General features: G+C 70.6%; 6 protein-coding genes. All 6 read right to left on the reverse strand.

Translation table 11 applies throughout. The annotated features are described in order from the left end of the window. Window positions 1–36 precede the first annotated feature (36 nt). The gene (gene tsaD, locus PHA29_RS03390; protein WP_270848092.1) at window positions 37–2,454 is read right to left on the reverse strand and encodes a tRNA (adenosine(37)-N6)-threonylcarbamoyltransferase complex transferase subunit TsaD; all 2,418 of its coding nucleotides are present in this window, start codon (window positions 2,452–2,454) and stop codon (window positions 37–39) included. A gap of 105 nt (window positions 2,455–2,559) precedes the next feature. Then, window positions 2,560–3,078 carry a tRNA (adenosine(37)-N6)-threonylcarbamoyltransferase complex ATPase subunit type 1 TsaE gene (tsaE, locus tag PHA29_RS03395; protein ID WP_270404044.1) on the reverse strand — a complete coding sequence of 173 codons (519 nt, stop codon included), beginning with the start codon at window positions 3,076–3,078 and terminating at the stop codon, window positions 2,560–2,562. 2 nt (window positions 3,079–3,080) lie between these two features. Then, the gene (locus PHA29_RS03400) at window positions 3,081–3,755 is read right to left on the reverse strand and encodes a uracil-DNA glycosylase (RefSeq protein ID WP_270848095.1); all 675 of its coding nucleotides are present in this window, start codon (window positions 3,753–3,755) and stop codon (window positions 3,081–3,083) included. Window positions 3,756–3,764: 9 nt separating this feature from the next. Beyond that, entirely contained in the window at window positions 3,765–4,916 is a 1,152-nt protein-coding gene (gene alr, locus PHA29_RS03405) for an alanine racemase (RefSeq protein ID WP_270574987.1), read from the reverse strand. A 3-nt stretch (window positions 4,917–4,919) separates the two neighbouring features. Further along, complete coding sequence (locus PHA29_RS03410; protein ID WP_270848097.1) at window positions 4,920–6,536, reverse strand: NAD(P)H-hydrate dehydratase; 1,617 nt, start codon at window positions 6,534–6,536, stop codon at window positions 4,920–4,922. Next, window positions 6,514–7,077 (reverse strand): holo-ACP synthase, encoded by a 564-nt coding sequence (gene acpS, locus PHA29_RS03415; RefSeq protein ID WP_270574989.1) that lies wholly within the window; start codon window positions 7,075–7,077, stop codon window positions 6,514–6,516. The genes PHA29_RS03410 and acpS overlap by 23 nt, the downstream gene beginning before the upstream one ends. Window positions 7,078–7,259: the final 182 nt, after the last annotated feature.

Here is a 7,259-nt window from a genome sequence, read left to right on the forward strand (position 1 = left end):
GGCTCGAAGAGGGGTATCCCCCTGGAGCGCCGTGCCTTACAGCGTCATATTGGGGTCCGCGTCCACGCTGAAGTCCGAGAACTCGCCGCGCGCGAACTTCTCGCGCGCCACGACGGCGATCATGGCGGCGTTGTCCGTGCAGGCGTTTCGCGGCGGCACCGTCACGCGGATGCCCTGACGCGTCAGCTTGCGGACCATCATCTCCCGCAGATGGGGGTTGGCCGCCACGCCGCCGCCGATGCAGTACTCGCGGGCGCCCGTCTCGCGCAGGGCGTTGCGGGCCTTCTTGTACTGCACGTCGAACACCGCCGCCTCGAAGGACGCGGCGAGGTCGGGCAGGTGGATCGTGCGGCCCGCCTTCGTCTCCTGCTCGATGTAGAGCGTCACCGCGGTCTTCAGCCCCGACAGGGAGAAACGGTAGTCCCCGCGCCGGTTGAGCGCCCGGGGGAAGTCGATGGCCTTCGGGTCGCCCGTCTCCGCGAGGCGCGAGATGACCGGGCCGCCGGGATAGCCCAGCCCGAGCGCCATGGCGACCTTGTCGAACGCCTCGCCCACCGCGTCGTCGAGCGTCTCTCCGAGCACCTCGTAATCCCCCCAGGCGCGCACGTGCACGAGCATGGTGTGCCCGCCGGAGACGAGGGTGAAGATGAACGGGGGCTCGAGGTCCGGTGTGGTGAGGAGGTTGGCGTACAGGTGCCCCTCCAGATGGTTCACGCAGATGAGCGGCTTACCCGCCGCGAAGGCGAAGCCCTTGGCGAACGCGACGCCCACCACGAGCGCCCCCACCAGCCCCGGGCCCTGCGTCACGCCGACCGCCGCGAGCTCACCCGGGGAAAGCGGGCCGTCGGCAAGGCCGAGCGACGCCGCCGCCTCCTCGAGCGCGGCATCGACGACGCCCACGATGACCTCGACGTGCTTGCGCGAGGCGATCTCGGGCACCACGCCGCCGAAGCGCGCGTGGAAGTCGATCTGGGTCGACACCTGGTTGGCCAGCAGGTTGCCCTCGGCGTCGATGATGGCGACGGCGGTCTCGTCGCAGGAGCTCTCGATGGCGAGCACCGGCTGGCGCCGGGCGATCTCCGCGCGCTCGGCGTCGGTGCGCGAGGGGACGGGGGCGGGCCAGGGGCGCGCGGCGGCGGAGGTGGGCTCGGGGGACGCCGCGTCCACCGGCAACCTGAGGGGCAGGTCGGCCGTCATGACGAGCGCGTCGCGCCCGGCGCCGTAGTATCCGCGGCGAACGCCCGCGCGGGAGAACCCGAGCCCCTCGTACAGCGCGATGGCGGCGTCGTTGTCCGCCTCGACCTCGAGCGACGCCGTGGCGCACCCGAGCATCTGGGCGTCGTAGCTCACATGGGAGAGCAGCTTGCGGGCGATGCCCTGCCGGCGGCGGCCCGATGCGACCGCGACGTCGAGCACCTGCACGTCGCGGTCGACCACCATGCCGCCGGCGATGCCCACGAGCTCGCCGTCGTCATGCGCGACCCACCAGGTGCGGGGGACGGCCGCGCCCTCGCCCAGCTCGGATAGGAACATCTCGGGCGTCCAGGCGGCGTGCCCGGAACCGGAGAAGCAGGCTTCCTCGAGCGCCGAGGCGGCTTCGGCATCCGCGGCACCCATCGGGCGGAACTGCAGATGGCGCCCGGCGAGCTCGTCGGCCACCCCCGTCACGCGGCTCTCCTCGCTCTGCTCGAGCCCCAGGCGGCGCCGCTCGTTCTCCTCGGCGTCCGAGAGCCGCGTGTAGACGGGCAGGACGAGCGCCGGGTCGCCGCCGGGAAGCGCTGCGGGGGCATCCGCCGCCGCAGCGAGCAGCAGCCCCTCGCCCGAGGGCCACCACAGCTCCCGCGGGCACGCGCGGCCCATGAGGCCGGCCTCCTCGAACAGCTTCCCGTAGCGCACCAGGCCGTCGCCGGTGAGCTGCAGCTCGCCCGCATCCGGGCGCTCCGCCCACTCCCGGGCGGCGAGGGCGGCCTTGACCACGCGCTCGCGCTCGTACAGGCGCGACGCGCCCGCCTCGTCCAGGCGGTAGAGCGCCGGGTAGACCTCCCCGCGCATGGCGTCGGCCGCCACGGCCAGCAGGCCGCGCACCCCGGCGCGCCATGCGGTCCAGGCGCTCGCATCGAGGGTGGACACCCCCTCGAGCGGCAGGTTCGCCCCGCAGGCGAGGCCCTTCGCGGTGGAGATGCCGATCCGCACCCCGGTGAACGAGCCCGGCCCGCGCCCGACCAGGACCCCGTCGACATCGGCCATGGAGAGCCCCGCGTCACGGAGCACCCCGTCGAGCGTGTCGACGAGCTCCACGTTGGCGCGGCGGCGGCACATATGGTCGCCCGACGCCAGCAGCTCGACCCGCGCGGCGCCGGACTCGGACGGAGCCCACCACCCCAACGCGCATATCAGCATGTCCGTCGAGGTGTCGCATGCGGCGACCAGATACCGCTCGTTCCCTTGTGTCATCTCATCCATCTCATTTCCAGCGGCGTCCGACGCGGGCGCACCCAACGGGCCCCGCGGCCGCCGCGACCACATCATGCCGTCGCATCCGAATCCGGCGGGGGCCGGTCACCCCCGGTCCCCGCTCCCGTCGGAGGCGACCGCCCCGTCGATCGCCCGCAGAAGCTCCTCGGCGCGCGCACCATGGGCCTCGAGCTCGATCGCCCGCGCATCGGGGTCGTCGTCCACGCGCCCGAGGGTCACGGAGAGGAACTCGTCGGTCAGCTCGTCCTGGAACTGCTCGCCCCATTCGAGAACGCAGACGCCCTCGTACCCCAGCACGTCGTAGATGCCCGTATCCTCGAGCTCGAAGGCGTGCTCCAAGCGGTAGAGGTCGAAGTGGAACAGCTCGATCCGCCCGCCGTCGTGCACGGCCATGAGGGCGAAGGTCGGGCTCGTGACGGGATGCCCGTCCCCCAGCCCGCGCGCGATGCCCTTCGTGAGCCGGGTCTTCCCCACACCGAGGCCCCCGGTGAGCACGAGGACGTCGCCGTCGGCGAGCGACGCGGCGGCGACCTCTCCGAACCGCTCCGTGTCCTGCGCGCTCCCGCTCCGGTAGCGCCCGACGGCGCTTCGCTCCAAGGACACGGCTACTCCTCCATCCGGGGCAGCGCTTCGGAATGCCGCGCCGCCTCCGCGACCGTCGCGGGCACGGAGGGACCGTCGACCGGATGGCGCTCCAGGTAGTCGCCGAGCATGCGGAAGTCCGCCTCGAGGAGTTCCTGCCAGGCGGGGTTGCGCAGCGCCGCCGCCGGGTGGAACGTGGGCATGACCACGAAGTGCCCCATCTGGTGGAAGCGGCCGCGGAGCTTGGTGATGCCGATCTCGGTCTTGAGCACGAAGTGCGTCGCGGGGTTCCCGAGCGTCACGATGATGTCCGGCCAGATGCTGCGGATCTGCTCGCGCAGGAACGGGGAGCAGGCGAGGACCTCCTCGGGGCGCGGGTTGCGGTTTCCCGGCGGACGGCATTTGAGCACGTTGGCGATGTAGATGTCCTCCCGCTTGAGACCCGCGAGCGACAGGATCGCGTTCAGGTTCTCGCCGGCGCGCCCCACGAAGGGCTCGCCCTGCAGGTCCTCGTTGCGTCCCGGCGCCTCGCCCACGAACATCACGCGGGCGTGCGGGTTCCCCACGCCGAACACGATCGTGGTGCGCGTCTCGTACAGAGGGCACAGGCGGCAGTCCCCCAGGACCCCGCGGATCTCCTCGAGCGACACCTCGCGCGGACGCTGGTGCTCGTGGCCTGGAATGTGCATCACGCCCATCTCGGCTCCTTAGGTGTAGATCTTCTCCAGGCGCATGCCGAACCCGCATGCCACCTCGTAGTTGATGGTCCCGCGCAGCTGCGCCATCTCGTCCATGGTGATCTCGGCGCCCCCGTCGCGGCCGATGACGGTCATCAGATCGCCCATCTCGGCTTCCGGCGTCTCCCGCTGCGACGTCTGCTGGATGGCGACCATGAACTGGTCCATGCAGATGTTGCCCACCTGGCGCACGCGCATACCGCGGAACAGCACGTCCATGCGGTTGGAAAGCGTGCGGGACAGGCCGTCCGCGTACCCGATGGGCAGCGTGCAGATCTGCACGCGGGCGCGCGGCACGCGGTAGGTGAAGCCGTAGCCCACGCCCTCGCCCATCGCCGGATGCGCGGTGCGCGTCACGCGGGCGCGCACGCTCATCACCGGCTCGAGCGGGAAGACCGGCCGCGTGACCTCGCTCGGCTGCAGGCCGTACAGGCCGATGCCCGCCCGGATCATGTCGTAGCGCATCGAGGGGTCGAGGATCGAGGCGACCGTGTTGTCGCAGTGCACGATCCCGCATTCGAAGCCCGCCTCGTGCATGGCGGCGACCGCCTCGTCGAAGCGCTTGCATTGCAGCTTGTAGTCCCAGCCGTTGGACTCGTCGGCCGTGGCGAAATGGGTGAAGACCCCGTCGCATCGGATGCCGCGGTGGAAGTCGATCTCGCGCCGGAAATCGATCACGTCGGCGTAATGGACGCCGATGCGGTTCATCCCCGTCTCGATCGCCATGTGGTACCTGCCCACGACGCCCAGGCTCACCGCCCGCTCGCCGTACGCCAGCGCGAACTCCGACGTGTAGACGGACGGCATGAGGCTGTGCTCGAGCAGCGTGTCGATGGCCGTCGCCGGGGGCTCGGAGAGCACGAGGATCGGCTCTGAGATCCCTCCCCGACGCAGCTCGACGCCCTCCATGACCGTGGCGACGGCGAACATGTCGCAGCCGGTCGCGTGCATGATCTTCGCGCACTCGACGGCCCCGTGGCCGTAGGCGTCCGCCTTCACCACGCAGCAGAGGCGCTGGCGCGGACCGAGAAGGTTCTTGAAGGCCCTCGTGTTGCGGCGCAGGGCCCCGCGGTCGATCTCGACCCACGCCCAGCGCGTCGACGGCTCCTTACGCCCTATCACGGCCTACTCATCCCCCTCGTCGCCCGAGATGCCGAGCTCGCGGCAGGCCGCGTTCTCCACCAGCTGGATGGCCTCGCCGATCAGGTCGATGAGGTCGGTTGCGATCACGCTTCTCTCGCCGTATTCCGCGGCGGCGGCGAACCCGGTGTAGGAGTGGACCGCGACCGCATAGGAGGCGAGTAGCTCCCACCGCTCGACCTCGCCGTGGGTCGTGGCGACCGTCCCGGACAGGATTCCCGCGAGCACGTCGCCGGATCCGGCCGTCGCAAGGGAAGCGGGACCGGACATGGGCATGAGGACCCTCTCGACGCCCACCACCGCGGTCGTGGCGCCCTTCGCGACGACGACCAGGTTGTCCGAGCCGACCGCCCAGACGACGCGCTGGGCGGCGTCGATGGCGGTCCCCAGATCGTCCACGGGCAGGTCCCCCACCAGCCGCGAGAGCTCGCGGTGATGCGGCGTGAGGATGAGCGGCGCCTCTCGGCGGTACAGCTCAGGGGTCTTGTCGATCCCGTCGATGGCGAGGCGGGAGAGGCAGTTCAGCGCGTCGGCGTCCAGGATCAGCGGGACGTCCAGCTCAAGCAGGCCCGAAACGACCTGCATGCAGCCGGAGGCGGTCGTCATACCCGGCCCGCACAGGACGCAGTCGTACTTCTTCGCCGTCTCGCACACCACCTGGCGGGCCGCCGCACCGAAGGATCCGCGGGAATCGGAGGGGATCGCGATGACGGGAACGGACGGCAGGGCCATGCGGATGAGGTTCGCGCAGGCGTCGGGAGCGGCGACCGCGACGTAGCCCGCCCCGGCGCGCGCGGCCGCCTTGGCCGCCATCATCGCCGCGCCGGGATAGCGGGCGGATCCGGCGACGACCAGCACCGAGCCGCGGGAGTACTTGTTCACGGTCGCGGGGAGCGGCTCGAGGAAATCGACGAGATCGGCCGCCTCGACGATCTCCGCGGCATGGTCGACGTCGTCGATCACCTCGTCGAGCTTGTCGTACAGCTCGCCGCAGACGAGCTCTCCCACGTACTGGGGGGCATCGGCGCTGTACAGGCCGATCTTCGGGGCGATCATGGTCGCCGTCTTGTCGGCGCGCACGCAGCAGTCCTCGACGACGCCGGTCTCGGAGTCCAGGCCGGAGGGGACGTCGACGGAGATGACGCGGGTGGCCGTTTCGTTGAGCGTGGGGATCCAGATGGAGAAGGGCGGGCGGAGCTGGCCGTGGAAGCCGGTCCCGAGGATGGCGTCGATCACGAGGTCCGCGCCGGACAGCAGGTCGGAGAGCTCGTCACGGGACGGCCCTACGACGACCTCGACGTCGCGACCCGATGTGCGGCGCGCCACATGGCGCGCGAGGGCGGAGGGCACCTCGCTCGGCCCGACGGGCGTGGCGACTGTCACATGGGCGCCGCGCTGCTGCAGGATATCAGCGGCGACCCAGCCGTCACCGCCGTTGTTGCCGAATCCGGTGAGGACGACGACCTCCTTGGGATCGTATTCCTGGGCGACGGCGGCGACGAACTCGCCGGCATGCTCCATGAGCTCGGCTTTCGAGGTGCCTTCGCGCTCGATGATGTCCTCGAGCCTCCGGACTTCCTCAGTGCTCAGAATGGGTTTCATCAGCCTGCTCCTGTTCTGCCGGGACATCGGGGGCGTCCACAGCGGTCAACTCAGCCAACTGGACGGTGTCGAGCTCATCGAGCACCGAGCGCGCGTCACGGAACGACTGGGCGATGAGCGCCTTGCCGTCCTGCTTGGATTCCTTTGGTTTGGGGCGTGCGTCCGCGGTGATGGTCATGGCGTTGGCGACGGCCAGACCGCTCGTCAGCGAGAGCGAGAGCGCGACCTCGACGATACCGCGCTCCTCGGCGATCTCCTTCGCGCGGCCGGAGAGGACGGCGAGGGGCCGCCCATGCGCATCGCGTGAGACGGAGACATCCTTGCGCCCGACGCCCTGGCCAAAACCGGTGCCGAGAGCCTTGAGGACGGCCTCACGGGCCGCGAAGCGGCTCGCGTAGTGCGCTGCAGGTCGATTCGAGGAGTCGCAGTACGCGCGCTCCTCATCGGTGAACATCCGCGGAACGAAGCCGGGAGTCCTCTGAAGGATCTCCTCGAACCGGGAGATCTCGACGATATCCACGCCGATGCCGGCCTCCGCCATATCCACCGCCCTTCTCTCGGTAAAGACACACGAGCATATTGTACGTTGTCGGTGTGGATTGGGCGAGGTGAACGGGGGCCGCCGCGGGAAAGGGCGCGGCGCGCCCGCGAACGACGGAGGGCCCCGCAGGCTGCGTGCCTGCGGGGCCCTCCGCGAAACGCCGTCCACCGGTCAGCGGCGCC

The organism is Candidatus Collinsella stercoripullorum (genome assembly GCF_027669965.1).
GTDB classification, from domain to species: domain Bacteria; phylum Actinomycetota; class Coriobacteriia; order Coriobacteriales; family Coriobacteriaceae; genus Collinsella; species Collinsella stercoripullorum.

Bases quoted from the DNA above. Each gene is read 5' to 3' on its own strand.
- PHA29_RS03410 (WP_270848097.1), bottom strand. From the start codon at position 6,536: ATGAAACCCATTCTGAGCACTGAGGAAGTCCGGAGGCTCGAGGACATC.
- tsaD (WP_270848092.1), bottom strand. From the start codon at position 2,454: ATGACACAAGGGAACGAGCGGTATCTGGTCGCCGCATGCGACACCTCG.
- acpS (WP_270574989.1), bottom strand. From the start codon at position 7,077: ATGGCGGAGGCCGGCATCGGCGTGGATATCGTCGAGATCTCCCGGTTC.
- PHA29_RS03400 (WP_270848095.1), bottom strand. From the start codon at position 3,755: ATGGGCGTGATGCACATTCCAGGCCACGAGCACCAGCGTCCGCGCGAG.